Raw genomic sequence first — 25,014 nt, forward strand, 5'->3', positions numbered from 1 at the left:
GGCGGGACGGACGGGGCGGGTACGGGCGGCCCTGCGCAGGCCGGGCAGTCCGGACGCCGGGCGGGCCGGACGGTGCGGCCTTACCGCCGCGGGCCGCGGGGCGGACGGGGCACCTGCGGGGTGGGCACTCCGGACGCAGGGCACGGTGCCGTGCGGCAGGCGGTCCGGGGGGGGGACGGGGCACCGGCGGGCGGCCTTGCGCAGGCCGGGCAGTCCGGACACCGGGCGGGCCGGACGGTGGGGCTTTCCCGCCGGGGGGAGCTTCTTCGCTACCCCGCCCAGGTGCTCGTCGCCGGTGCCTGGGCCGCTGCCGCACTGGCCGCGGCGCGGCGGCGGGGGCGGTACCAGAGCAGGGCCGCGACGGCGACGAGCACCGCGCCCGCCCCGGCGAAGGCGGCGGCCACACCGTTGCCGAGCACGCTCGAACCGGCGGCCGGGGCCGGTGCCGGGGCGGGACCGGGGCCGAAATAGCGCTGCGGGTAGGCCGCCGGAGCGAGGGCGACCGGGGCGGGCTTGAGCTTCGCGGCGGCGGCGAGCGCGGCGGCCGGGTCGATCTCGCCCGTGCCCAGCTCGTCGCTGCGCCCGGTGTCCGGCTTGTGCCGGGTCGTGTCCTGGAGGACCTGCCTGATCTGCAGCGGGCTCAGCTTGGGGTAGGCCGACCTGAGCAGGGCGACGGAGCCGGAGACGTACGCGCACGCGGCGCTCGTCCCCAGGCCGTCGTAGTACTTGCGGTCCGGGTCCGCCATGACGATGTCGTCGCCGGGCGCGGCCACCGCCGAGTACCAGCGGTGGGTGGAGAACTGCGGGTGGCGGCCCAGGTCGTTGACGGCGGTCACCGCGATGACGCCGGGGTAGGCCGCCGGGTACGAGGAACGGTCCGCCTTGTCGCCGCTGTTGCCCGCCGAGGAGACCACGACGACGCCCTTGGCGAGCGCGTACTGGATCGCGTCCGCCTCGGCGGCGACCGGCGAGGCGGTGGCGCTGTCGTCGCCGAGCGAGAGGTTGATGACGTCGGCGCCGTGGTCGACGGCCCACCGGATGCCCTCCGGAAGCGCGCTGCCGCGCGAGGACCGCGCCTTGTCGCGCTGCGGGTCCTTCTCCTCCAGGATCACCCGCACGGGCAGGATCTTCGCCTCCGGGGCGATGCCGAGCACCCCCGCGCCGTTGCCGGGACCGTGGCCGTGCCCGGCGATGATCGCGGCCATGCCGGTGCCGTGGTTGGCCCACGCCTTGTCGCCGCGGGCGGCGCCGAAGCCGATGAGGTCCTTGCCGGTGAGCACCTGGCCGGTGAGGTCGGGGTGGGTGGCGTCGACACCGGTGTCGAGCACGGCGACGGTCACGCCCGCGCCCTTCGTCGTCCGCCACGCCTGCTGGGCGTGCAGGGCGCTCAGCGCCCACTGCCGGTCGCGGATGCCGTCCGCCGCCGCGGGCGTCGCGCCGAGCGCGACGAGCGCGGCGGCCGCCGTGACGGCGGCGGTCGCCACCGCGAGCCGCGGGCGGCGGGGGATGCGGCGGCTCATCGGCTCTGCTCCGTTCCCGCGGGGGTGGCCGGGGTGGTGGTGGCGTGGGCGTTCGGGTGCAGCTCGGCGTCCACCGCGGCCTTGAGCTGCTCGTCGACGGATTTGGCCAGCCCCGACGCGTCGAAGCCGAGGCCCGCCTGTGCGGGCGGGCTGGTGGCGCCCGACGCGACAGCCTCGTCCGCGGGCAGCGGCTGCGGGACCGCGCGGCCGTCCGCGAAACCGCTGACCGCGTAGACGACGAAGGGCAGCGCCGCCGACACCCGCACGTCCCAGCTGCCGCGCTGGGCGGCGCCGAAGCGGGCGGCGGCCGTACCCGGGAAGGCCACCGGACGCGGCAGCAGGTCGGTGCGGGCACCGAGGTGCTCGCCGGTCCAGCGCTTGGCGAGCGCGCTCATGCCGGGGGCCTCGCCGGCGGTGACCAGGATGCCGACCGTCGTCACGGTCGTGGACGTGCTGTCCACGTAGGTGGCGCGCAGCAGCTTCGCGCAGCCGGTGGGCGCGAGCACCCGGTCCAGCAGCGTGTCGAAGGCACCCGCGCAGTCGCCGGGCGCGGCGACGCCGATACGCGTCCAGGTCCGGTCGGCGCCGCCGGGGCCCGTACCGTGCACGACGGGCGGGAAGAGCGTGTCGACGGGCGTGCCGCGCCACACCAGCCGCGCCTGCGCGAACTGCGCGGCGCTGCCCGCCGCCGCGGGCGGTGCCGCCTTCGGGCCCCGGTCCAGCACGGCCCCGGCGGTGGCCCCGCCGATCAGCCCCAGCCCGAGCACGAGGCACACGGCGATCCCCACGGCCCGCCGCGCCCCCGCCGCGGACCGCCCCGCCCCGGCCACCCCCACGGGCGGCGGCGCGTACGCCGGCACGGGCGCCACACCCCCACCCCACGTCCCCCCGGGCGGCACGGGCACCCGCCCACCCGCCCCGAACCCGCCCTGCGGGGCCTGCGGCGGCACGACCGGTACGGGCGGCACCTCCGGCCGCACCGGCACACCGCCACCCGGGCGCCCCGGAGCCCCCCACGACGACGCGGCCCCCTGCGGGGCCTGCGGCGGAACGGCCAGAGCGGGATGCTGCGGAGCCCGCGGCGGCACCTGCACCCGCGGCTCGGACGGCCGCGCATCCCCCGCGCCCTGCGGCGGGACGGCCGAAGCACCCGGCGGACCTTGCGGCGGCACGGGCGGCGCCTGCACACGCGGCTCCGACGACGACGGCGCCGGACGCGGCGACGCAACGCCTGCACCCTGCGACCCGGAAGACGGCACACCACCCACACCCTGCGGCGGGACCGGCGGCGTGGACGGCACGCCCGCAGAACTCTGCGGAGCCCGCGGCGGGACGGCCGGAGCAGGCGGCGGACCTTGCGGCGGCACAGGCGGCGCCTGCACCCGCGGCTCCGACGGCGGTGCAGCATCCGCGCCCTGCGGGTCGGGCCGCGCGCCGCCCGCGGCGTGGGGCGGGACCGGCGGTCGGGGTGGGGGCGTGGGGGCGCCCTGGGGGTCGTCGGGGAGGCGGGTGCCTGGTTTCGGTGGGGGTGGGACGGGGCGCCCGGGGCGTGGTCCCGGTTCGGCGGCCGCCGTCGTCGTGTCGGGCGGTCGCGGCAGGCGGGTCGCGGAGTCCGGCGGCGGCGGCGGCACGGGCCGTGCCCCGGTCGCCGGGCGCGGCGGCTCCGGAGCGCCCGCCGCGGGGCGGCCCGTGGAAGGGGGGCCCGGACGGTCCTCGCGACCGTCGGCCCGGTCTCCCGGTGTCGTGTCCGCAACCGCTTCCGGGGTCTGGCGGTCCGTCGTCGCGGGGTGACGCTGGGTCGCCGACTGCGGGGTGCGGGGGTGGAGGGTGGGGAACGGAGACGCCGGGGGTTCTCCGTTGTCCACTCCGGTGCTCACCCGGCGCCCCCTTGTGACCTCTGCGTGCACGGCTTGCGCGCGTCACTTTACGGGGTCGCGCGGGCCCTCGGCTCCCACGGTCCGCGGACCGGGGCCTACCGCTGGGTAGCCCCGCTCTGGCAAGCTGCGGCCATGTCAGAGCACGCCGCCGCGGACCGCGCCCGTTACGACCGGGCCACCGCCCACCTCGACGCCCCGCTCGCCCTGGTCGATCTCGCGGCCTTCGACGCCAACGCGGCCGACCTCGCGCGCCGCGCGGGCGGCAAGCCGATCCGGATAGCCACCAAGTCGGTGCGCTGCCGCGCCCTGTTGGAGCGGGCGCTCGCGCACGACGGCTTCAGCGGCCTGATGTCGTTCACGCTCGCGGAGTCGCTGTGGCTGGCCCGCGCGGGCTTCACCGATGTGCTGCTGGCGTATCCGTCGGCGGACCGCGCCGGTTACGCGGAGCTGGCCGCCGATCCGAAACTCGCCGCCGCGGTGACGGTGATGGTCGACGACGTCGCGCAGCTCGATCTGATCGACGCCGCCCGGGGCTCCGGGAGCGAGAGCGTCCGGGTGTGCCTGGAGCTGGACACCAGCCTGCGCAAGCTGGGCGGGCGGCTGCGGATAGGCGCGCTGCGCTCGTCCCTGCACGACCCGGAACCGCTCGCGGAGCTGGCCCGCGCGGTCGTCGCCCGGCCGGGCTTCCGGCTGGTGGGCCTGATGGCGTACGAGGGGCACATCGCGGGCGTGGGCGACACGCTGCGCGGGCGGCCGGCCCGGTCGCTGGCGATACGGCTGATGCAGGCCACCGCCCGCAAGGAGCTGGCGGCGCGGCGCGCGGAGGCGGTACGGGCGGTGCGCGCGGTCGAGCCGGGCCTGGAGTTCGTCAACGGCGGTGGCACAGGCAGCGTGCAGCACACCGCGGCGGAGGCGGCGGTGACGGAGATCGCGGCGGGGTCGGGGCTGTACGTGCCGCGGCTGTTCGACAACTACACGTCCTTCCGGGGCCGTCCGGCGGCGCTCTTCGCGCAGCCGGTGGTGCGCCGTCCGGGCGTCGGCGTGGTGACGGTCCTGGGCGGCGGTTACCCGGCGTCGGGCGCGGCGGGGCGCGACCGGCTCCCGGAGCCGTACCTCCCGGCGGGCCTGCGCTACGACCCGCAGGAGGGCGCGGGCGAGGTGCAGACGCCGCTGCTGGGCTCGCCCGCGGACGACCTGCTGATCGGCGACAAGGTGTGGTTCCGGCACGCGAAGGCGGGCGAGCTGTGCGAGCGTTTCGCGGAGCTGCACCTGCTGGAGGGCGACGAGGTGTCGGCGGTGGTGCCGACCTACCGCGGTGAGGGCAAGACGTTCCTCTGAGCACGTGCGGCGGGCCCGCCCCGGGCGTGCGACGGGCCCGCCCCCGGTGCGGGAGCGGGCCCGTGGGCGTACGGCGAGGGGCGCGTCAGACGCCCGTACCCGCACCGCCGGAGGAGCCGCCGACCCGGGTGGTGTCGGTCTTGATGCCCTGGACGATCTTGTCCATGTCGGCGAGCGTCGGCGCCTTGGCCGTGACGTCGAAGCCGAAGCGGACGACGACCAGCTGCTTGGTGGTCGGCGATGCAAAGACCACCGACTCGACGTAGCCCTGGGTGCCGGATTGCGTGACGATCTTCCACCGCACCAGGTAGCCCTGCTGCCCGGCGACGGTCACCGCGCCGGCCTTGAGCTGCTGGTGCGAGGTGGTCGCGCCGTAGGTGTCCTGGCCGTACGAGGCGGCGGCGTTCGCGGCGATGTCCTGCTCGGCCGCGGCCTTCGGGGTCGTGGCGGTGATCCCGGCGATCTGGGCGGGCTGCGCGGAGACGCCGCCGAGCGAGCAGGAGCCGCCCTGGGTGCCGGGGCAGGTGTACTCGCCGACGGTCGCCTGGGCGCCGCCCGCGCCGGACTGGCCCTGCCAGCCGTCCAGGACGGGCAGGCTGATCGCGTCGGCGCCGTCGATGGCCTTGGTCGGGTCGCTGTTACCGGTGCCGCCGTCGCTCCCGCCGGTGCCGCCGGTCCCGCCGCCGTCACTGCCACCGCCGTCACTGCCGCGGTCGGACGGCAGCGGGTAGGGCAGCTTGCCCGTGGAGTGGCGGGGCGTCGGCGAGCTCTTGGCGTCGTCCTTGCCGTTGTCGTCCTTGCCGAGCACCAGGATGCCGGCGACGACGGCGCCTATCAGGACGAGGGCGGCGACCAGGGCGATCACCACCGTCCCGGTGCGCTTGCCGGCGTCGGGAGCGGGGGCGCCGTAGCCGTAGCCGGCCTGGGGGGAGCCGGGGTAGACCGGCGGCGCGGTGGGCGGGACCGGGGCGGTCCTGGTGTACTCGGTCCACACCGAGCCGTCCCACCAGCGTTCCATCGCCGGGCTGTTGCCTGTGTGCCCGGGTTCTGGATACCAGCCGGGCGGGGTCGAGGTCGTCACGGCGGTCACCTTATGGCCCGAGCATGAGAATCCCGTAAGTGGTCGCTCCTTGCATACCGCGCCGCCCGCCCCGCCCGCCAGAGCGCGTCCCCGCGGCGTACGGGCGTCCTACCGCCGCGGGACGGCCGTACGGGTCAGGGAGAGCAGGTCGCGGGCGGGCCCGGCGGGGCGGTGACCCGCGGGCCACACCGCGCGCAGCGCCCGGCGCAGATCGAGCCCGGCGACGGGTACGGCCGCCAGCCGGTGCGCGGCCAGTTCGTCGGCGACGGCCAGCTCGCTCAGCACGGCGGGGCCCGCGCCGCCGACGGCAGCGGACTTCACGGCGGTGGTCGAGGCGAGTTCGAGCAGGGCGGCGGCGGGTCCGCCGTGCCCGGCGAGGGCCGCGTCCAGCACCTGCCGGGTGCCCGAGCCCTCCTCGCGCAGCAGCAGCGCCGTCGCGGCCAGTTCGGCGGCGGGCAGCGGGCGGCGGCGCGTGGCCCAGCGGTGGCCGGGCGCGACGACGACCAGCAGCCGGTCGTGCCCGACGACCGCGGCGTCCAGTCCGGCGGGCACGTCCAGCCCCTCGACGAACCCGAGGTCCGCCTCGCCCGCGGTCACCTGCCGGGCGACGGCCACGGAGTTCCCCGCGGCGAGCGACACGGCGGTGCCCGGGTGCCGAACGTGCAGCGCGGTCAGCCACCCGGGCAGCAGGTACTCGGCGACGGTCAGGCTGGCGGCGACCCGCAGCCGCGAGTCGCGCCGCCCGCGCAGCGCTCGGGCTCCCGCGTCGAAGTCCTCGGCGGCCTCCAGCACCCGCCGCGCCCACTCGGTGACGACGGCGCCCTGCTCGGTGAGCCGCGACCCGCCCGCCGACCGCCGGACGAGCCCCACCCCCACCTGCCGCTCCAGCGCCCGCATCCGCGCACTCGCGGCGGGCTGTGTGATCCCCAGCTCACGGGCCGCCCGCCCCAGACTCCCCAGCCGCGCGACGGCTACCAGCAGCTCCATGGCCCCCAGATCCGGCACCCGCCGCGCCAGCGCCCCGCGCTCCACGGATCCCTCACCGCCACCCATCCCCCCAGCGTATGCGCTCCCCCACCCACCCCCGCGCCCCGCGCCGCCACCCCGGAGGGCCCACCGAGCAAGCTCACACAACCCGCAGGGCAACCCACAAGGGGCGCGTGGGGGCACCTCCCAGGCGGAGCCTGGGGGAGAACTGCGCGCCCAGCCACCCACCGCGGGACGGTCCCGCCACAACCGCACCCCCACCCCGGAGGGCCGACGCGCGAGCCAGACACAACCGCATCCATAAGCCCCGCTTATGCCCCGATAGCCCCGCGGGTGCTACCCGCCCACCCCGGCCCAAGGCACCGTGGACACATGGTCACCGCAACCCTCCCCCGTCCCGCAGCCCCCCCGCTCGTGCGGAGAGGAGTCCGGCATGTCGGGCCGAACTGGTACGCCGGGGTGATGGGCACCGCCATCGTCGGCAACGCGGGCGCGGGCCTGCCGGGCAGCCCGGCGGCGCTGCGGGACGCGTGCACCGTGGTGTGGGTGCTCGCGGCCACCGCCCTCGTCGCCGTGCTCGCGGCACGCGCCACGCACTGGGTCCGGCACCGCGACGAGGCGCGGCGCCACCTCGCGGACCCCGCGATCGCGCCCTTCTACGGCTGCCTGCCGATGGCGCTGCTCGCCGTGGGGGCGGGCGCGCTGGCGCTGGGGCCGCGCGTGGTGGGCGAGCGGGCGGCGGTCGCGGCGGACTGGACGCTGTGGACGGCGGGCACCGCGAGCGGCCTGCTGGTCGCGGCGGCGGTGCCGTATCTGATGGTGACCCGGCACCGGATCGCCGCGGACGGCGCCTCGCCGGTGTGGCTGCTGCCGCTCGTCGCGCCTATGGTGTCGGCCGCGCTCGGGCCCGCGCTGGTGCCGCACGTGGGCGGCGCGCAGGCCCGCGAGGCGCTGCTGCTGGGGTGCGTGGCGCTGTTCGGGCTGAGTCTGCTGGCGACGCTGATGACGCTGCCGCTGGTGTGGGGGCGGCTGCTGCGGTACGGGCCGCTGCCGGTCGCGCTGACGCCGCTGCTCTTCCTGGTGCTGGGGCCGCTGGGCCAGTCGACGACGGCGACGGGCGCGTTCGCGGACGTGGGCCCGGCCGCCGTGGGCGCGCCGTACGCCGCGGCGCTGCGCGGCTTCGCCGTCGTCTACGGGGTGCCGGTCATGGGTTTCGCGCTGCTGTGGCTGGCGCTGTCGGCCGCGCTGGTGGCGCGGGCGGTGCGGCGCGGGATGCGCTTCTCGCTGACCTGGTGGGCCTTCACCTTCCCGGTCGGCACGTGTGTGACGGGTGTGTCGGGCCTGGCCCGGCACACCGGTCTGCACGCGGCGACGTGGCTGGCGGTGGCGTTGTACGCGCTGCTCGTCGCGGCGTGGGCGGCGGCGGCCACGGGAACCGTGCGCGGCCTGCTGACCGGCGCGCTCCCGGCGCCCGCCGCGCCCTCCCCCGTCTGACCGGGTGCCGGTCAGCGGGCCGCGGCCAGCGCTTCCGCGAGCAGCCGGGGCGCTTCGGCGAGCGAAGGGCCGTACCAGGTGAGCAGGCGGCCGTCGACGAGGGCCGCGGGGATGCCGGGGAAGGACTCGGGGCCGTCCTGCGCGCTGAAGCGGTAGGGCTCGTCGGGCAGGACGACGAGGTCGGGCCGGGTGGCGAGCAGGTCGGGCAGCGCGATCCGCGGGTAGCGCCCGGCGTGCCCGGCGTGGACGGTGCGGACACCGAGGCGGGCGAGCAGGTCGCCGGCGAAGGTGTCGCGGCCGAGCACCATCCAGGGGCGGCGCCAGACGGGTACGACCGCGCGGCGCGCGGGGGATTCGGGGGTGACGTCCCGCCAGGCGGCCTCGGCGGCGTCCAGCCATCCGGGGCGGGCGAGCCCGCAGCCGTCCACCAGCAGCCGGTGCAGCTCGGCGAAGGCCTGCGGCAGCGAGCGCACTTCGGTGACCAGGACGTCCAGTCCGGCGGCCCGCAGCGCGTCGAGGTCGGCGGGGCGGTTCTCCTCCTCGTTGGCGACGACGAGGTCGGGGGCGAGCGCGGTGACGGCGCCGACGTCGGGGTTCTTGGTGCCGCCGACGCGGACCACGTCCAGGTCCGCGGGGTGGGTGCACCAGTCGGTCGCGCCGACCAGCAGCTCGGGCGCGGTCGCGGCCACCGCCTCCGTCAGCGACGGCACGAGGGACACGACCCGCCGCACCCGGGGGCCGCACCCGGTGTCGGGAGCGGTGTAGGGGGCGGGGCCGGCGGCGGTGTCGGGGTGCTGGCGGGGCATCCGCCCACGGTACGGGGCGCTGTCGGTGGGGCGTGCCATGCTGGGCCGGTGACCGACCAGAACTCCCGCGCCCCCCATGACCGGCTCATGCTGCTCGACACGGCGAGCCTGTACTTCCGCGCGTATTTCGGCGTGCCCGAATCCGTGCGAGCGCCGGACGGGACACCGGTCAACGCGGTGCGCGGGCTGCTGGACTTCATCGCCCGGCTGGTCGCCGACCACTCCCCCACCGCGCTGGTCGCGTGCATGGACGCGGACTGGCGCCCGCAGTGGCGGGTGGAGCTGATCCCGTCGTACAAGGCGCACCGGGTCGCCGACGAGGCCGAGGGCAGCGAGGAGGTGCCGGACACGCTGTCGCCGCAGGTGCCCGTCATCGAGGCGGTGCTCGACGCGGTGGGCATCGCCCGGGTGGGGGTGCCCGGTTACGAGGCGGACGACGTGATCGGCACGCTCGCCGCGAGCGCGCGCCACCCGGTCGCGATCGTCACCGGCGACCGCGATCTCTTCCAGCTCGTGGACGACGCGCGCGGTGTGCGGGTGCTCTTCCCGCGCAAGGGCGTGGGTGATTGCGATGTGCTCGACGAGGCGGCGATCGAGGAGCGTTACGGCGTGCGGGCCCGGCAGTACGCGGATTTCGCGGCCCTGCGCGGCGACCCGAGCGACGGCCTGCCGGGTGTGAAGGGCATCGGCGAGAAGACGGCGGCGCAGCTCGTGACGGAGTACGGGGACCTGGCGGCGGTGCGGGCGGCCGCGGCCGACCCGTTCTCCCGGCTGACGCCCGCGCGGCGGCGCAACATCGCGGCGGCGGCCGACTATCTGGACGTGGCGCCGCGGGTGGTGGCGGTCGCGAAGGACGTTCCGCTGCCGCCGTTCGACGCGACGCTGCCCGCCGCCCCGGCCGCCCCGCGGGCGCTGGAGGCGCTGGCGGAGACATGGGGCCTGGGCGGTTCGCTGACCCGGCTGCTGGCGGCGCTGGCCGCCGACCGGTAGCGGCCGTTCCGCCGCACACCGGCGGCGCGGCCGTCGTGTACGGGCACAGCCCCCAGGTCACGGCGCTATACGCCGTGGGTATAGTTCACAGCGTTCGTACAGGAATGCCCAGGAACAGCACCCGCGGAGGTACCGCCATGCCCCACGCCATATCCGTCACGAGCCGCCACAGGCGGCGGACGGCGCTGGTCGCCGGGGTCGCGGCGCTCGGTCTGGGGCTGGGGCTCAGCGGCTGCGCGAAGTACGACGCGCAGTCGCCGCACGACGCGCGCGAGAACGCGTACAAGGCGGCGGAGAAGGCGGCGAAGGACGGGAGTTCCGACGCGAAGGCGGCCGCGCTGCCGGCGGGCGCGGTGGACTGCCGCAAGGCCAAGTGCATAGCGCTGACCTTCGACGCGGGGCCGAGCAACAACACCCCGGCGCTGCTGAAGGTGCTCGACGAGAAGAAGGTCCGGGCCACCTTCTTCCTGCTCGGCCACAACCATGTCGACAAATACCCCGAGCTGGTCAAGCAGATGGGCCAGAACGGCAACGTCCTGGGCAACCACACCTGGACCCACCGCCGGCTCACCGACCTCAAGCCCGCCGAGATACGCACCGAGCTCAACCACCTCGACGACGAGGTGGAGAAGCTCACCGGGAAGCGTCCGACCCTCATGCGCCCGCCGCAGGGCCGCACGGACGAGAAGGTCTCCAAGGTCTGCAAGGAGCTGGGCATCGCCCAAGTGCTGTGGAGCGACACCGCGAGCGACTACGCCACGACCGACTCGGCGCTGATCAAGAAGCGGATACTCAAGGACGCGAGCCGGGACGGCATCATCATCCTGCACGACCTCTACAAGGGGACCGTGCCGGCCGTCCCGGGCATCATCGACGCGCTGCGGGCGCAGGGCTACACCTTCGTGACGGTGCCGGAGCTGCTCGCCCCGGCCACGCCCGAGCCGGGCAAGGTCTACCGGCCCTGAGCCGCCTGAACCGCCCCTGAGCCCGTACGCCCGCAGCTCCGCCGTCAGCGCCGGTTGACGGCGGCCAGCACGGCGCGCACCGACGCCGTCAGCACGGAGGCGTCCCGGCCTGCGCCCCACCGCACCACCCCGGCGGCGGCCCCGCCGACGCGGCAGCGCACGTACGCGACGGCGTCGCTCCCGGTACCGGCGCCCGCGGTGTGCTCGGAGTAGTCCAGGACGTCCACCTCGGCCCCGGCGTCCGCGAGCGCGGCGGCCAGCGCGGACAGCGGCCCGTTGCCCCGGCCGTGCAGCTTGGTCTCGGCGCCGTCCGTGGTGTCGCGGGTGTCGCGCAGCACGCCGGTGAAGGTGTGGACGCCGGGCGCCTCTTCGGCCGTACGCCACTCGCCGAGCGTCAGCGGCCCGTCGGCGGGCGCCAGGTACTCCGCGGCGAACAGCTCGCCGAGCCGCTCGGCGGTGACCTCCGCGCCGCTGGCGTCGGCGGCGCGCTGCACGACCTGGGAGAACTCGGCACGCAGCGGCGCGGGCAGCTCCAGGCCGTGCCGGGTGGCCAGCAGGTAGCCGATGCCGCCCTTGCCGGACTGGCTGTTGACGCGGATGACCGCCTCGTAGTCGCGGCCGATGTCGGCCGGGTCGATCGGCAGGTAGGGCACCTCCCACGGCGCCTGACCGGCGGGGACGCCCAGGGCGGCGGCCCGGCGGGCGTGGTGGTCGAGGCCCTTCTTGATGGCGTCCTGGTGGGTTCCGGAGTAGGCGGTGTGCACCAGGTCGCCGACGTAGGGGTGACGGCCGGGGACGGGCAGCCGGTTGCAGTGCTCGACGGTGGCGCGGATCGCGTCGATGTCGGAGAAGTCGATCATCGGGTCGACGCCCTGCGTGTGCAGGTTGAGCGCGAGGGTCACCAGATCGACGTTCCCGGTGCGCTCGCCGTTGCCGAACAGGCAGCCCTCGACGCGCTGGGCGCCCGCCATCACCGCCAGCTCGGCGCAGGCGACGCCCGTGCCGCGGTCGTTGTGCGGGTGCACGGACAGGATCACCGCGTCCCGGCGCTCCAGGTGGCGGTGCATGTACTCGATCTGGTCGGCGTAGACGTCGGGCGTGGCGATCTCCACGGTGGCCGGCAGGTTGTGCACCACGGGCCGCTCCGGGCTCGCGTCCCACAGCGCGGTCAGGCCGTTGCAGACCTCCAGGACGTAGTCGGGCTCGGTCAGGTTGAAGACCTCGGGCGAGAACTGGAAGCGCACGCCCGGCTGCCCCTCGCCCAGCCGGGCCATCAGCCGCGCGGCCTCCTCGATCATGCCGCGCAGTTCGCGCCGCCCCCGCCCGAGGACGACGTCCCGCCAGGTGGGCGCGGTCGCGGTGTAGAGGTGCACGACGGTACGGGGCAGGCCGCGGATCGACGCGAAGGTGGCCTCGATCAGGTCGGCGCGGGCGGCGGTGAAGACGACGACCGTCACGTCGTCGGGCACCGCGCCCGGCTCGGCCAGGTGGCGGACGAAGTCGAAGTCGGTGCGGCTGGCCGACGGGTAGCCGACCTCGATCTCCTTGTAGCCCATGGTGACCATCAGGTCGAACATGCGCCGCTTGCGGGCCGGGTCCATGGGCTCGGCCAGCGCCTGGTTGCCGTCCCGCAGATCGACCGGCACCCACAGCGGGGCGCGCTCCGTGCGGCGGCCGGGCCACTGCCGGTCGGTGACGGCGGGGATCTGCACCCGCCGGTGCGCGGGGCGGTAGCGGTGCGAGGGCATCGCGCTGCCCCGCTGCGGATTCCACCAGGGGGCGTCCCCGGGGACGGGGCCCACGGGGGTGCGCAGGGTGGGGTGGGCGGTGGGGGCGGGTACTGCGGGGGTGTCCGGGGTGAGCGTCATGGCGGGGTCGCGTCCTTCGCTGGTCGGCGTGCCGGGAGACCGGCAGCACCGAACCCCGCGGCGGGGTGCCGGTCGTTTCAGGCCCCGCCGCGGCATCCGAGAAGGAGGCTCCGCTGCGTCATGGCGGATAGACTAGCCACAGACAACTCCTCAGACAACCTGAGAGGTGAGAGCGCATGCCCCTTGGCTCACTGCGGCCCAGCCCGCTGGTGGAACAGGCCACCGAGCATCTGCGCGAGCAAATCGTGAGCGGGCAGTGGCCGGTCGGCACCCGGCTGCCCGGCGAGACCGCGCTCGCGGCGCAGCTCGGCGTCGGGCGGTCCACCGTCCGTGAGGCGGTGCGCGCGCTCGCCGGGGCGGGCCTGGTCAGGTCGCGCCAGGGCGCGGGCGTGTTCGTCATCTCCACCGAGCCCGACGAGGACTTCGGCACCCGGCTGCGGCGGGCGGCGGTCGCCGACGTCTACGAGGTGCGGGCCATGGTCGAGGTCCAGGCCGCGCGGCTCGCCGCGGAGCGGCGCACGGAGGCGGACCTGGCCGGTCTGGAGGCCGCGCTCACCGCCCGGCGGGCGGCCGCGGGGCACGGCGCGGCCGCGTTCGTGGAGGCGGACATCGCGCTGCACGCGAGCGTGGTGACGGCGGCGCACAACCCGGTCCTGACCGACCTGTTCGCGCAGTTCGCGCCCGTCCTGCGCGAGGGGCTCGTCGAACTGGTCTCCCTCCTCGCACTCCCCCCGGGCGACGGCGACGCCTCGCACACCGCGCTCGTCGCGGCGATCGCCGGGCGGGACGGGGACGAGGCCGCGCGTGTCCTGCGGGCCGAGTTCGCCTCGACTTCCGCGCTGCTGCGTCCGGAGACGCCGTGAGCGACTTCCGGAGGCGGAGGAGCCCGTGGTGGGCCCCGGAGGTGCCGGGGCCCACCGCGGGTTGCGGGGTCAGTCCTTCAGGAGGGAGAAGTTGCTCGTGGTCGTCGCGCCCTTGGTGATGCGGAGCGTCGTCGTGGTCGGCTGGTAGCCGTCCTTCGCGACGATCAGCTGCAAGGGGTTGTTGCGCACGTCGAGCCAGAGCGAGTAGGTGCCCTCCTTGGTGGTCTTGAGGGTGTAGTGGGTGGCCCAGGTGTTGATCTGGACGGTGGCGCCGGCCAGCGGCGTACCGCCGGAGGACACCGTGCCGGTGATCTTGCCCCAGGTCGCCGGGGGCTTGACGGTGAAGCTCACACCGACCGCGGGCACCGGGTACGGCGTGTCGCTCGTGACGCCGAGCGAGGCGGTGAGGGTGCCGGGCTGGGTGATCTCGGGCACGGACGCGTCCAGGCCGAGGGTCACCGTGGCGCTGGCGCCCGGCGCGAGGGTGAGCGTGGTGGCGCTCTCGGTCAGCCAGTCGACGTCCGCGCTGTCGACCTGGTCGTAGCCGGGCAGCACCTCGGCGTTCTTCGCGGGCACCTGGCCCGCGAGGCCGCCGACGGCGTAGAAGCCGGTGCTGCCGCCGCCGCGGTAGAGCGAGGCGGTGGCGTTCGGCAGCGCCGTCCAGGTGTTGTCGTTCGGCTGGTAGGCCCAGGCCTGGTTGGTCAGCGAGCTGCTGGCGTCGACGGCGCCGCCCTTGATGAGCAGCAGGCCGTTGGCGGCGGTGTAGGAGGTGCCCCACGCGTCGGTGGGCTGGTCGGCGATCGGCGACCAGGAGTCGGCCGCCGGGTCGTAGACGTAGGCGTGCGTGATCTCGCCCGCGTCGGTGGTGCCGCCGGAGCAGTAGAGCTTGCCGCCGACGCCGCCGCAGGCCTCCCAGGCCACCGGCTCGGGGTAGGCCGCGAGCTGCGTCCAGGTGTCGGACGCCGCGTCGTACGCGGTCACGTCGGTGGTGCCGCACGCGGTGCCGGTGCAGCCGCCGACCGAGTAGAGCTTGCCGCCGAGCACCGCGCTGCCCGCGCCGGCGTACGGCTTGGGCGAACTGGCGCCGGTGCTCCAGCTGTTGGCGGCGGGGTCGTAGATCTCCAGCTTGGCGTCCGGGTCACCGTCGGCGCCCCAGCCGCCCACCGCGTAGAGCTTGTCGCCGATCACACCGTGCGCCGGGGACTCACGGGTGTCGGCCGCGGGGGCCAGCTTGGTCCAGGCGCCGCTGTCCGCGCTGTACGCGTACAGGTCGCTGGTGTCGTTCAGTCCGGTGTAGCCGAACGCCGAGTAGACGGTCCCGTTGTACGTGAAGACCGCGTTGTCACCCGTGGTGACGGGCAGGTCGGGCAGGGCGTTCCAGGCGTCGCCGGCCGCGGGGTCCACCGCGGGCTTGACGGCCTTGGCACCCGCCGTGTGCTGTCCGGCGAGCGAGTGCGGCGAGTAGCTGCCCTTGACGAGGTTGAGCGGCGCGCCCGCCTTCTGGGCGGTGAAGCCGCCGGGGTTCTCACCGAGCTTGACGGTGGCCGGCGCGGTGCCGGTGTTCTTGACGGTGACGACCTGGGAGGTGCTCTTGCCCCAGGCGACGGTCTTGTCCACCGAGGCGGGCGTGACCTTGATACGGCCCGCCTTGAGCGTGAGGTCGCGCTGCACGGCTCCGTCGGCCGGCACCGTCACGGTGGCCGTGGCGGTGGCGTAGTGCGACGCGGCCGCGCTCACCGGGTGCTTGCCGGTGGCGTGCGAGAAGAACCAGTAGAAGCCGTCGCCGAGGTTCGGGTCGTTCGGCGTGGCGACCGTGGTGGCGTGGTCGGCCGGGTTGTCGGTGCTGGTGACGGTGGCGCCGGAGACGCCGTCCTTGGTGTTGGCGTCCTTGACGTTGCCGACGACGAGGCCGCCGGGCACCGGGTCGAAGGAGCGCTTGCCGACGAAGACGTTGTCGAGCTGCCACCAGTACGCCCAGCTGCCGGTGTAGTGGAAGCGCAGCCGGACGTCGCTCTTGCCCGCGTAGTCGGTCAGCGGGATCTCGATGTGCTTGCCGGACACCGACGTGGTGGTCTGCTTCCACACGCTGGTCCAGGTGGTGCCGCCGTCCCCGGAGACGTCCACGCTCGCGGTGGAGCTGGAGTATTCGCGGTAGTCGGTGTCGAAGGCGAGCAGCGGGTCGGTGTTGCCGCTCAGGTCGTACGACGGCGAGAGCAGCGAGGTGTCCTGGTGCAGGCCCTGGCCGAGGTTGTCGCTGTCGATGATCGCGAAGCCGCCGTCGCCGCCGGTGCGGTTGCCGCGCTTGCCCGGGTCGTTGAAGACCCAGCCGCCGGTGGCGCCGTCGGCGTTGGCGACGCTCCAGCCGTCGGGGGCGGCGGTGGTCGAGGTGAAGGGCTCGGTGGCACCGTTCAGGTGGACGGTGTAGCCGGGCGCGTCGGTCGACGAACTCTCCACCGGCACCGCGATGTTGACCGACTGGTCGGCCTCACCGACCTCGACGGCCTTGTCCACCGGCCGGTAGCCCGGGTAGTTGGACGTGACGTGCAGGGTGTACGTGCTGTCCTGCGGCAGCGTCAGCGAGTACGCGCCGGTGGCGGGGTCGGTGTAGACCGCGCTGCCGGGCACGCCCTGGGCGGTGATGGCGGCGTACAGCGGCCAGCCGTGCCCGGAGCCGTCCGTGACGCGGCCGGTGACGGTGCGGGTCGGCACCGCGTCCAGGGCGAACGACTCGGTGACGGTGCCGCCGTCGGCGACCTCGACACCGCTCGCGCTGCCGCTGCGGTAACCGTAGGCGGCGGCCGTCACGTCGTACGTGCCGGGCGCGACGTCCAGCTTGTAGGTGCCGTCCGCGGCGGTGGTGGCCGCGGAGTCGCCGACGGTCACCTTCGCGCCGGCCAGCGGTGCGCCGGTGCCGTGGTCGGTGACGGTGCCGGAGACGACACCGTGCGGGCCGCTGGAGAAGGCGGCCAGGCCGTTGGGCGTGCCGAGACCGGTCGGGCCGTCGTAGCCGGGCCCAGCGGTGCACAGCGCGGCCGGGGTGCAGGAGCCGTTGTCGCCCTCGGTCACGTCGTTGAGCGCGCCCGGGTGGGCGTACGGGTACGAGTTGGGGTACGTGTCGGCGCCGGGGGTGCCGGCCGCCGCGTACACGCCCGCGATGAGCGGGGAGGAGGCGCTGGTGCCGCCGTAGACCGCCCAGCCGCCGCCACCGAAGGTCTGGTAGACCGAGACACCGGTCACCGGGTCGGCGACCGCCGCGACGTCGGCCACCGACCGCATGTCGCACGCGGTGTCGGTCTGGAAGGCCGGCTTGGGCTCGTACAGCGAGCAGCCGGATCCCGGGCCGCCGTACGCGTTGTTCCACACCGACTCGCTCCAGCCGCGCGCGCTGCCCGCGTCCGCCGTCAGCGAGGTGCCGCCGACCGAGGTGACGTACTGGGAGGACGCCGGGTAGCTGACGCCGTAGCCGTCGTCACCGCTGGAGGCGACGACCGCGACACCGGGGTGGTTGTAGTAGGGGTCCAGGTCCGTGGTCTCCGACGGGTCCTCGCCGCTGCCGGGCGTGGTGTCGTAGCCCGTGCCGTAGGAGTTGGAGACGTACTTGGCGCCGAGCGCGACCGCGGTGTCCACCGAGGCGCCCAGGTCGTCGACGTAGGAGGAGTCCGCCTCGACGAGCAGGATGTGGGCCAGCGGCGCGGCCGCGGACACCATGTCCAGGTCGAGGCTGATCTCGCCGGACCAGTCGGGGTCGGCCGTCGGCAGGTCGTCCCCGCCGCGCTGGCTCACCTTGCTGAAGCAGCCGTTGTCGCTGGTGCACGGCGGCAGCCCGTACTGCGCGCGGTAGACGGCAAGGTCGGCCTCCGCGGTCGGGTCGTCGTAGGCGTCGACGATCGCGACGGTCTGGCCCGCGCCGCCGTCGGCCGGCAGCGCGTACGCGCTCTGCAGGTCGGTGGCGCCGAATCCGGACGGGGTGGCGGCGTGCGGCTGGACGCCCTTCTTGGCGGCGACATCCGTCCTGCGCAACGCCAGACAGGCGGCGTGCCCGGGGTCGGGGGTGTCGCACTGCCGCACGACGTCCGGCTTCTGCGAGGGGGCTGCGGAAGCGGGGGCCGCGGCCGGTATCTGGAGGCCGACGACCGCGAGGGCGGCCGTCGCGAGGGATGCCACCACACCTGCGGTGCGGCGGCTGCGTCTGAGAACGGGTATGCGCAAGGGGGGTCTCCCTGGGGCAGGTGGGACCTCACGCGGCAGGGTGCGTCGCGGGGGTCACGGCCGTTCGGACCGCTGGCGTATACATGTGCCTCAGGTGCACCAAGGATTCGTCAAACGGTTGACGAATACCTGACACCGCTTGCCCCGCTGTGCGGAGTCGCATTCCCGTCATCCGGACGGACGCCGTACGTTTCCTTCCGTGTGGCCCTCCGGACGCCCTTCCGGAAAGCCCTCCGGGAGCTCGTCCAGCCAGCCGTTCCGGGCCGCGTGCCACACCAGCTGGACCCGGTTGTCGACGCCCGCCTCGCGCTGCATCGCCGCCACATGGCGCTGCACGGTGCGCACCGCCACCCCTAGCGAGCGGGCCATCGCCGCGTCCGTACTGCCGCTCACCAGCATCCCCAGCACCCGCAACCGCAGGGCGCTGCGCGGCTGCTGGGCGTCCGGACGGCGGCCCAGCGGGACACTGCCCGCCCACACCGCGTCGAACAGCGCGGTCAGCGCGCCCAGCAGCGGACCGGCCAGCACCACCAGCAGCACCGGCTCCGGGCCCGCCGCCTCGGGCGGCGGCATCAGGGCGACCTCGGCGTCCACGACCTCCAGCCGGGCCGGCAGCCGCCCCGTCACCCGACCCGTCGTCAGCGGATCGCCCGGCGGCCCGAACGCGCCCGCCGCCTCCAGCCCCGCCCGCTCGAACACCACCCGGCGCCGCACCCCCGCCGGCACCGCCCCGCGCGGCGCCACCGCCGCGCCCGGCACGAAGGCGGTGATCTCGCGCGCCGCCGCGCCCTGCACCTCCGCGACCCGCCGCCCGATGGCCGCGTGCCCCGCGACGACCTGCACGGCCTCGTCGGCCCGGTACCCCTCGTGGACGCGCTGGTACTCCGCGTCCAGCCGGTCGAGTAACTCCCGTCCCAGCCGCAGCTGTTCCTGCGCGTGCGACAGCAGCGGACGGAAACCGGCGTGCGGCGGTACGGGGTACCACCGCCCGTCGCGGCCCCGGCGGGCCAGGCCACGGGCCGCGAGCTCCCCGCACGCCGCCTGGCCCCGGTCCGCCGACACCGCCATCTGCCGGGCGAGTTCGGCTGCGGCGACGCCCCGGGTGGACACCAGCAGGGAGTAAGCCCGGTCCGCGTCCGGGCTCAACCCCAGGGCCTCAAACGGACGTTCGGTCATGTGGCCGCACAATAGCCTGCCGACGGGCTTGACGCCTTGATTACCTCGCCGCGGTTGACACGGGCACCCGGCGCCCCCCGGGCTGCCACATCCGGTGGCCCCGGACCTTGCGCCGAGTGGGTGGCTGGTCGCGCAGTTCCCCGCGCCCCTGGTGTGTTGCCCTGCCCGGCTGACGCGAGCCCCGGACGGGCGCCGGTTCTGCGGGCGAGGCAAGCGTTTTCAGGGGCGCGGGGAACTGCGCGACCAGCCACCCACCGGCAGAAGGTCGCGCGGCTCACCGCAAGAGGCTGCCCGGAGCGACACCGGGGCGCGGGGACCGCGCAAGGATCAGCTCAGGGTGGCGAGTTCCGCCGCGACCGCGGCTTCGTGGGCGCGGGCGTCGTCGCGGGCCCGGCGCGGACTCCAGCGGCCCGACATCAGGAACACGAAGGGCAGGAAGAGCACCTGGCCGCCCACGCAGATCCACCACCAGGTGCGCCACTGCCCGGGGCCGTCGTGCGCGGCCTTCTGGACCTTCGTGCCGTACTGCTGGAGCACCGCGAGCTGTGGCTGCGCCTTCTGGACGACCGCGAGGTCGGCGGGCCCGACCTCCTGGACCGCCCGAGCGGTGACGTCCGCGGGCGCCTTGCCCGGCGGATATTTGCCGAGTTCGGCGAAGATCTGCGGGTGCGCCCGCACGACGGCCAGCGCCGGCCCGCCCTGCGCCTGCGCGGCCGTCACCTGCGGACCGTGTTCGACGAGCGGCGTGACGGAGGTGACCAGCACCGGGATGAGCGCGGAGGAGACGGCGACGACGATCCGTACCGTCCACCCCCACACGGCGAGCCCGGTGGCGGTCGCCGCCGGGTTGTGCTTCTCGACGGTCTCGGTGAAGCCCGCCATCCACGGGCCGTAGGCCACTCCGCTGAAGACGCCGATGCCGACGAAGAGCCAGGCGAAGGTGTAGTAGCCGGTCTCCGGGTGGGTGGCCCGGGTGGCGAAGAGCGCGGTCACGACGATGGAGCCGACCGCCCCGGCGACCATGAACGGCTTGCGCACCTTGAGCCGGTCCGACAGCAGCCCGACGACGACCAGCGCGATCGCGTTCGCGGCCCAGTACCAGTTGGCGACGGCGTTGGCGCGCTGCTCGCTGTAGCCGTAGGTGGTGGCGAAGAAGACGACGAAGTTGCCGACCGCCGCGAAGTACAGCAGCAGGAAGAGCGCGATGCCGAGCGCCGGTCCGGCGACGGCCGGGCGCAGCATCTGCCGCCACTGGCTGCGGCGGGCGAGCGCATCCTGGTCGAGGCCCTTGGCGCGGGCCTCGACCAGGGTGCGGTCGCGCAGCGACACCATGATCTGGTCGCGCAGCGCCGGGGAGAGTTCGCGCAGCCCGAAGATCGCGACGGCGAAGACGACGAGCCCGGCGATCGCGGAGTAGCGCAGCTCGTCCTGCCAGCTGGAGGTGTCCAGCGTCTGGCTGGTGACGGTGGTGACGACGAGGCTGCCGACGACCGGGCCCATCGTCCACGCGCCCATCGCGGTGGCCCTGCCCAGCTGCGGCGAGAAGTCCCGGATCAGCGCGGGGGTGGCGACCAGCACGATGCCCTCGATGACACTGACGAGCGCGAAGAGCACCAGGTAGGTGGCCTTGCCGCCGGCGTTGGGCAGTCCGAAGGAGACCAGCAGCGAGGCGACGAGCAGCCCGTAGACGACCATGTTGGCGCGTCCCCAGCGGTCGGCGAGCCCGGCGACGAGCGAGGCGAAGGCGCCCGCGGCGTTGCCGATCACCGAGACCCACACGAAGTAGCGGTAGCTCATGCCGAAGTGCGTGATGATCGACGTCGCCACGGCGTACTGGATGTAGAGCATGTAGTAGAGCACGACGGTGGTGACCACCACGATGGCCAGGTACGCCATGCGCGGCCCGGTCGCCGGGTACGCGGCCAGGTCGCGGCGGTGGAGCCGGTCGAGGAGGGTGCGGGGGCGGGGGTCCGCGGACTGCGGCCCGGGTCTGTCGGCGTCGAACGGTGTCGGGGTGGCGGACATGCGGCTCCTCCAGGGGATGCGGAAACCCGCGCGGAGTGACGGAGTGTGGGCAGAGGCTAGTACCGACCGGTCGGTATGCCTAGGGGTCTGCACGGCTCGCCGCCGCGAGTCGTGGTGCGTCCCCCCACCCCGCGCCGGGCCGCGCGCCGGACGCGCCCGCGCCCGTACCCGCAACGGCCGCCGGCGGGCCCCCACTACGGGGACCCGCCGGCGGTTTCCTGCCCGGAGGTGGTGCGTCAGCCCTGCGTCAGGAGGCGGTGCAGCTCAGCGCCGGGGAGCCGACCGAGCCGGAGGAGGTGCCCTGGAAGCCGAAGCTCGTGGACGCCGCCGGGGCGATCGCGCCGTTGTAGCTCAGGCTCTTCGCGGTGACCTGCGCGCCGGACTGGGTGATCGTGGCGCTCCAGCCGCTGGTCTCCTGCTGGTTGCCGGGCCACGTCCAGTTGACGGTCCAGCCCGAGGTGGCCGCGGAGCCGGAGTTGGTCACGGTGACGGTGGCGGTGAAGCCGCTGTCCCACTGGTTGTCGACGTGCAGCGTGGCGGTGCAGCCCTTGTTGGTGCTGCCGCCGGTGCTGCCGCTGGTCGTCCCGGACGAGGTGCCGGTCGACGTGCCGGTGCTCGTCCCCGTGGAGGTGCCGGTCGACGTACCCGTGCTCGTACCGGAGGACGTGCCGCTCGACGTACCCGTGCTCGTACCGGACGAGGTACCCGAGGAGGTGCCGCCGTTGGTGCCGCCCGTGGAGCCGCCGAAGGTCGGGGCCTTGATGGAGGTCAGGTAGCCGTCCTTGACGGTGTCGACGGTCTGCCAGTCGTCCTTGAGGATGCCGCCGGTGTCACCGGAGTCGGGGTTCCACGACCAGAACGTCCAGCTGAAGCTGTCGCCGCCGTTGCCGGAGGTCGGCTTCATGTAGCTGACCAGCGCCTTGAGCCACTGCTGGTCGATCGTCGACTGGAGGGTCGTGCCGAACTCGCCGACCCACACCGGGGCGATGTTCTGCTCGAAGAGGTAGCCCCAGTACTTCGACCACACGGACGGCATGTTGGCCGGGAAGGTCGGGTCGGTGAACCACGTCTGCTGGGCGACGCTGGTGGCGTAGTCGTGGGCGGAGTAGACGACGCGGTTGGCGACGTTCAGCTCGACCGGGTACTGCCCGGCGCCCATCAGGTTGCCGCCCCACCAGCCGGACACGCCGTTGAAGGTCTGGATGCCCTCGACGAAGATCAGCAGGTTGGGGTTGACGCCCAGGATCGCGTTGCCCGCGCGCTCGGCAGCCAGCCGCCAGTCGATCGTGGTGTCGCCGCAGCCCCAGCAGGCCGGGTCGTGCGGCTCGTTGTGCAGGTCGATGCCGACGACGGCGGTGTTGTTCTGGTAACGCGTCGCGAGCGCCTTGAGGTTGGTGATCCAGGTCGACTCGGGAACGCTGCTGGTGTACCAGAGGGCCGACTGCCCACTGGAGTCCGGACGGTGCCGGTCCAGGATGACCCGCAGGCCCACGGAGCCCGCGTAGTTCACGATCTTGTCCATGATCTGCAGCGGGCTGAGGCCCTGCAGATCGGTGTTCATGTTGTAGAAGGTGATGCTGTTGGCGGTCGCGCCGGCCTTGAAGATGTCGTCACTGTAGGGCAGCCGGATGGTGTTGTAACCGAGCTGCTTCATCTGGTCGATCATGCTCTTGTAGTCGCGCGACCAGAGGCCGTGCACCACTTCGTTGCTGGTCTCGAAGCCGAACCAGTTGATGCCCGCGATGCGCACCGCCTGGTTGTTCGAGTCCAGGATCTGCCGGCCGCTGGTGTGCCAGTAGCCGCTGCCCGCGTCGGCGGCGGCCGCCGACGGCACCGGGGCGGCGCTGGCGTGACTCTGCCCCGCGATCGACAGCAGGGCGAGCATCGCGGCGGCGACGGCCGCCGCGACGAGCACGCGCAGCCGCCGCAGACTTCTCAGCGGACTCCGGACATCCGGATAGGGAACCACGGTGCGCTTCCTCTCGGTGGGGGGACGGAACGCTTCGGTTCGTGGTGGGGGGTTGCGTCTTCAGCCATGGGAGCGCTCCCACTGGCTACAAGGTATGGAAGCGAGGCCACCCGACGGACGTCAAGGGGTCGTACGGCCTTCACCTTCTGAACGCGGAATCTCCGGCGGCGTGCGAGCGGCCTGCTCGCGGGCGGCCGACCGGTGCTCACCGCCCCCCGGGGCGCCGGAAACTGACGCCCGGGGCCGCCGCCGTGTCGGCGTGCCGGGTCGACACACGCCGGGCCGATCCGGTCCAGGATGGTGGTACGCCGGGGCCGCCGGGAGCGGTGTCCGGTCTCAGGCGCTTCACCGGTCACACGTCAGGAGCCGACTGCCATGCTGAACCCCGATGTCCGCCAGGTGCTCGACGGCACCGCCATCGCGCACCTCGCCACCGTCCTGCCGGACGGCTCGCCGCACACCGTCCCGGTCTGGATCGGGACGCGCGGGGACCGGATCGTCTTCATCACCGGACCGGACTCGCGCAAGGCCCGCAACCTGCAGCGCGACCCGCGGGTCGCGATCTCGCTGACGTCGCCGGACAACCCGTACGAGCCGGTGGTCATCCGCGGGCGGGTCGTGGAGTGGCTGGACGGGGACGCGGGATGGGCGGTCGTGGACGAGGTGGCGGAGAAGTACACCGGACGGCCGTACGCGCGGGACGCGGAGCGGGTCGCCGCGCTCGTCGAGCCCGAGCGGCAGAAGGTGGGGATCTGAGTCCAGGCGGCGGAAGATCCGGGTGGGGCACGGACGGCCTCGCGGGTTAGGCTTGCCTAAGTAGCACGATCTCCGGCAGAGAGCGGGTTTCCATGGCAGAGCGACCGGCACCCAAGGGCCGGCGGGCACGGCACGCCACGGTGGTGCGGACCGGCAGGGTCACCCCGCGGATGGTGCGGGTGGTGCTGGCCGTCGATCCCGCCGACCGGCCCGACATCGGCGCCTTCACCGACCACTACGTCAAGCTGGTCTTCCCACCCGAGGGCGTGGCGTACCCGCGGCCGCTGGACATGGAGGCGGTACGCCGCGACCTGCCGCGCGAGCAGTGGCCCCGGACCCGGACGTACACCGTGCGGGCCTGGGATCCGGAGGCCGGCGAGATGACCGTGGACTTCGTGCACCACGGCGACGAGGGCCTCGCGGGGCCCTGGGCGGCGGCCGCCCGGCCCGGCGACGGCATCGACTTCATGGGCCCCGGCGGCGCCTACTCCCCCGACCCGGCGGCCGGCTGGCATCTGCTGGCGGGCGACGAGAGCGCGCTGCCGGCCATCGCGGCGGCCGTCGAGGCGCTGCCGCCGGGCGCGCCCGCGAAGGTCTTCGTCGAGGTGGCCGGCCCGGAGGAGGAGCAGAAGCTGGAGGGCTCCGGTTCCGGCGACATCGAGGTGGTCTGGCTGCACCGCGGCGGACGGCCGGTCGGCGAGGCGCTGGTCGCCGCCGTCACCCGGATGGCGGTGCCCGAGGGCGATGTGCAGGTCTTCGTGCACGGTGAGGCGGGCTTCGTGAAGGAGCTGCGCCGCTTCGTCCGGGTGGACCTGGGCGTCCCGCGCGAGCGGCTGTCGGTCTCCGGCTACTGGCGGCGCGGCGCGGACGAGGACGGCTGGCAGTCGTCCAAGCGGGAATGGAACGCCGAGGTGGAGCGCGAGCAGGAGTCCGACGGCCGCCCGTAGCGGCTTCGGCGGAACGTGTGGGCGCCGGCCTCGGCGGAACGTGGGGGCGGGGCCCCGCGGGCCGCGCGGGGGCGCCCCCCCCGCCCCCCCCCCGCAGACAGACGGCGGGGGGGGGAGAGGAGGAGGGGGGGGGGGGGGGAGAG

At 74.7% G+C, this 25,014-nt stretch carries 17 protein-coding genes; 7 read left to right on the forward strand and 10 right to left on the reverse strand.

Annotated features, from left to right (window positions below; translation table 11 throughout):
• Window positions 1-269: 269 nt before the first annotated feature.
• Together mycP and ACWERV_RS23565 are read right to left on the reverse strand one after the other, a co-directional pair.
• Complete coding sequence (mycP, locus tag ACWERV_RS23560) at window positions 270-1,520, reverse strand: type VII secretion-associated serine protease mycosin (RefSeq protein WP_452936223.1); 1,251 nt, start codon at window positions 1,518-1,520, stop codon at window positions 270-272.
• Window positions 1,517-2,389 carry a hypothetical protein gene (locus ACWERV_RS23565; RefSeq protein ID WP_452936226.1) on the reverse strand — a complete coding sequence of 291 codons (873 nt, stop codon included), beginning with the start codon at window positions 2,387-2,389 and terminating at the stop codon, window positions 1,517-1,519. Before ACWERV_RS23565 ends, mycP begins: the two co-directional genes overlap by 4 nt.
• A gap of 1,140 nt (window positions 2,390-3,529) precedes the next feature.
• Here ACWERV_RS23565 and ACWERV_RS23570 point away from each other — a divergent pair.
• Complete coding sequence (locus ACWERV_RS23570) at window positions 3,530-4,735, forward strand: amino acid deaminase/aldolase (protein ID WP_452936229.1); 1,206 nt, start codon at window positions 3,530-3,532, stop codon at window positions 4,733-4,735.
• 85 nt (window positions 4,736-4,820) lie between these two features.
• On the opposite strand, the gene ACWERV_RS23575 is transcribed toward ACWERV_RS23570, so the two are convergent.
• Window positions 4,821-5,816: a DUF2510 domain-containing protein gene (locus tag ACWERV_RS23575; protein ID WP_452936231.1), complete on the reverse strand. Its 996-nt coding sequence runs from the start codon at window positions 5,814-5,816 to the stop codon at window positions 4,821-4,823.
• 108 nt (window positions 5,817-5,924) lie between these two features.
• On the reverse strand, window positions 5,925-6,869 hold the full coding sequence (locus tag ACWERV_RS23580) for a LysR family transcriptional regulator (protein WP_452936234.1): 945 nt from the start codon (window positions 6,867-6,869) through the stop codon (window positions 5,925-5,927).
• A 306-nt stretch (window positions 6,870-7,175) separates the two neighbouring features.
• Here ACWERV_RS23580 and ACWERV_RS23585 point away from each other — a divergent pair, with 306 nt between their 5' ends.
• On the forward strand, window positions 7,176-8,297 hold the full coding sequence (locus ACWERV_RS23585; protein ID WP_452936235.1) for a TDT family transporter: 1,122 nt from the start codon (window positions 7,176-7,178) through the stop codon (window positions 8,295-8,297).
• An 11-nt stretch (window positions 8,298-8,308) separates the two neighbouring features.
• On the opposite strand, the gene ACWERV_RS23590 is transcribed toward ACWERV_RS23585, so the two are convergent.
• Complete coding sequence (locus tag ACWERV_RS23590; protein WP_452936238.1) at window positions 8,309-9,103, reverse strand: helical backbone metal receptor; 795 nt, start codon at window positions 9,101-9,103, stop codon at window positions 8,309-8,311.
• 87 nt (window positions 9,104-9,190) lie between these two features.
• Between ACWERV_RS23590 and ACWERV_RS23595 the strand changes: the two genes are divergently transcribed.
• Together ACWERV_RS23595 and ACWERV_RS23600 are read left to right on the forward strand one after the other, a co-directional pair.
• Complete coding sequence (locus tag ACWERV_RS23595) at window positions 9,191-10,093, forward strand: 5'-3' exonuclease (protein WP_452936268.1); 903 nt, start codon at window positions 9,191-9,193, stop codon at window positions 10,091-10,093.
• Window positions 10,094-10,230: 137 nt separating this feature from the next.
• Entirely contained in the window at window positions 10,231-11,058 is an 828-nt protein-coding gene (locus tag ACWERV_RS23600) for a polysaccharide deacetylase family protein (RefSeq protein WP_452936240.1), read from the forward strand.
• A 44-nt stretch (window positions 11,059-11,102) separates the two neighbouring features.
• Here the strand turns inward: ACWERV_RS23600 and ACWERV_RS23605 are convergent, their stop codons facing one another.
• Window positions 11,103-12,926 (reverse strand): 2-isopropylmalate synthase, encoded by a 1,824-nt coding sequence (locus ACWERV_RS23605; RefSeq protein WP_452936243.1) that lies wholly within the window; start codon window positions 12,924-12,926, stop codon window positions 11,103-11,105.
• A 176-nt stretch (window positions 12,927-13,102) separates the two neighbouring features.
• On the opposite strand from ACWERV_RS23605, the gene ACWERV_RS23610 reads away from it, so the two are divergent.
• On the forward strand, window positions 13,103-13,789 hold the full coding sequence (locus ACWERV_RS23610; protein ID WP_452936246.1) for a FadR/GntR family transcriptional regulator: 687 nt from the start codon (window positions 13,103-13,105) through the stop codon (window positions 13,787-13,789).
• A 69-nt stretch (window positions 13,790-13,858) separates the two neighbouring features.
• On the opposite strand, the gene ACWERV_RS23615 is transcribed toward ACWERV_RS23610, so the two are convergent.
• From ACWERV_RS23615 to ACWERV_RS23630, 4 genes are all read right to left on the reverse strand, one after another.
• Window positions 13,859-17,998: a carboxypeptidase regulatory-like domain-containing protein gene (locus tag ACWERV_RS23615; RefSeq protein WP_452936248.1), complete on the reverse strand. Its 4,140-nt coding sequence runs from the start codon at window positions 17,996-17,998 to the stop codon at window positions 13,859-13,861.
• Between the two features lie 168 nt (window positions 17,999-18,166).
• Window positions 18,167-19,174 (reverse strand): LuxR C-terminal-related transcriptional regulator, encoded by a 1,008-nt coding sequence (locus ACWERV_RS23620; protein WP_452936251.1) that lies wholly within the window; start codon window positions 19,172-19,174, stop codon window positions 18,167-18,169.
• Between the two features lie 327 nt (window positions 19,175-19,501).
• Window positions 19,502-21,199 carry an MFS transporter gene (locus tag ACWERV_RS23625; protein ID WP_452936254.1) on the reverse strand — a complete coding sequence of 566 codons (1,698 nt, stop codon included), beginning with the start codon at window positions 21,197-21,199 and terminating at the stop codon, window positions 19,502-19,504.
• A 247-nt stretch (window positions 21,200-21,446) separates the two neighbouring features.
• Entirely contained in the window at window positions 21,447-23,084 is a 1,638-nt protein-coding gene (locus tag ACWERV_RS23630) for a cellulase family glycosylhydrolase (RefSeq protein WP_452936270.1), read from the reverse strand.
• A gap of 459 nt (window positions 23,085-23,543) precedes the next feature.
• On the opposite strand from ACWERV_RS23630, the gene ACWERV_RS23635 reads away from it, so the two are divergent.
• Window positions 23,544-23,924, forward strand: a complete 381-nt coding sequence (locus tag ACWERV_RS23635) for a PPOX class F420-dependent oxidoreductase (protein ID WP_452936257.1) — start codon at window positions 23,544-23,546, stop codon at window positions 23,922-23,924.
• A gap of 92 nt (window positions 23,925-24,016) precedes the next feature.
• Window positions 24,017-24,871 (forward strand): siderophore-interacting protein, encoded by an 855-nt coding sequence (locus ACWERV_RS23640; protein WP_452936260.1) that lies wholly within the window; start codon window positions 24,017-24,019, stop codon window positions 24,869-24,871.
• The last annotated feature ends 143 nt before the right edge of the window (window positions 24,872-25,014 follow it).

Source organism: Streptomyces sp. NPDC004031 (assembly GCF_053604375.1).